Raw genomic sequence first — 1,688 nt, 5'->3', positions numbered from 1 at the left:
GTGACGCTGGCGGCGAACTTCGTCTTCATCACGTTCTTGTTTCCCGGAAAGCCACAGCGCGTCGAGGTCTCATACACGCTCTTCAAGCAGCAGGTGGTCCTGGATAACGTGGCGGAGATCAGCTCACGAGCGGATACGATTCAAGGATCCTTCCGGTCCCCGGTGCCCTACCCACCGGACGCTGAGAAGGCGGCCCAGGTCTCGGACTTCTCCACCGTTCAACCAGCATTTGCCGATCCAGGGCTGGAGTCCCTGCTCAACGAGCACGCCGTGGTCATCAACGCGAAGCCGGTTGACGAAGTTCGCAGTCCTCTCACGACGCTTCTCTTCAGCTTTGGCCCCACGCTCCTCCTGATTGGCGGCTTCATCTGGCTTTCCCGTCGCGCCGCGGGGTCGGCCGGAGGCGGCATCTTCGGCCTGGGCAAGAGTCGAGCGAAGCGGTACGACCAGACGGCTCCCGGCGACAACAAGGCCACGTTCGATGACGTTGCCGGGATCGACGAGGCCAAGGCGGAGCTGGTCGAGATTGTCGACTTTCTGAAAGACCCCAGATCGTACACGCGACTGGGGGGCACAGCGCCCAAAGGCGTGCTGCTGGTGGGCGCTCCGGGAACGGGCAAGACCCTGCTCGCCCGGGCCGTAGCGGGCGAGGCCGCAGTGCCGTTCTTCAGTATGGGCGCCAGTGAATTCGTAGAGATGATCGTGGGCGTCGGCGCCAGCCGGGTCCGCGACCTATTCCGGCAGGCCCAGGCCGCCGCGCCGGCGATCATTTTCATCGATGAGCTCGATGCCATTGGTCGCTCGCGGGGCGGAGCCGTCTATAGCGGCGGGAACAGCGAGCAGGAACAGACGCTGAACCAGATCCTGACTGAGATGGATGGCTTCAGCACCCAGGGCGGAGTGATTGTCCTCGCCGCTACGAACCGACCTGAGGTGCTTGACCCGGCGCTTCTGCGGCCCGGCAGATTCGATCGGCGCATCGCTATTCAGGCTCCCGACACGGTGGGCCGCGAGGCGATCCTGCGCGTCCACACGCGATCTGTGCCATTGAACCCGGAGGTGGACCTGCACGACCTGGCGGCCTCGACCTCAGGACTCGTGGGCGCCGACCTGAAAAACCTCGTGAATGAAGCCGCGCTCCTGGCCGCCCACCGCGGCATGGACGCGGTGCGCCAGATGGACTTCATGGACGCGCTCGAGAAGATCGTTCTTGGACCGGCGCGCCCGCTGATATTGAGCGCCGAGGAGCGTCAGCGCGTGGCCTACCATGAGGGCGGTCACGCGCTGCTGGGTCTATTGATGCCCGAGGCCGACCCGGTGCACCGGGTGACGATTGTGCCGCACGGAATGGCGCTCGGTGTCACCTACCAGCGGCCCACGGATGACCGTCACAATTATGACGAGCAATACCTTCGTTCCCGAGTGGTGGGCGCAATGGGCGGCCGGGCCGCGGAGGAAGTCGTGTTTGGCAGCCGAACTACCGGGGCTGAAAACGATATGCAGCAGGCCACCAGCATCGTGCGCCAGATGGTGACTCGTTGGGGCATGAGTGAAAAAATCGGCCCCGTGGCACTGGCCCCCGAGGGCAATCCGCTGCTGGGCGGCGGCGAAGCATACTTCGGTACGAGCCGACCGTACAGCGAGTCCACCGCGACGCTCATTGACGCCGAGGTTGCCCGCATCCTGAG

The 1,688-nt window shown here is 64.6% G+C and carries 1 protein-coding gene; it reads left to right on the top strand.

The annotated features are described in order from the left end of the window. A partial coding sequence (ftsH, locus tag VHR41_16550; protein ID HEX3235809.1) for an ATP-dependent zinc metalloprotease FtsH occupies positions 1-1,688 on the top strand: 1,688 nt, incomplete at both ends.

Source organism: Gemmatimonadales bacterium, from assembly GCA_036265815.1.
Taxonomy (GTDB): Bacteria; Gemmatimonadota; Gemmatimonadetes; order Gemmatimonadales; family GWC2-71-9; genus CAVVWJ01.
This window is presented reverse-complemented; position numbering and strand designations above follow the sequence as displayed.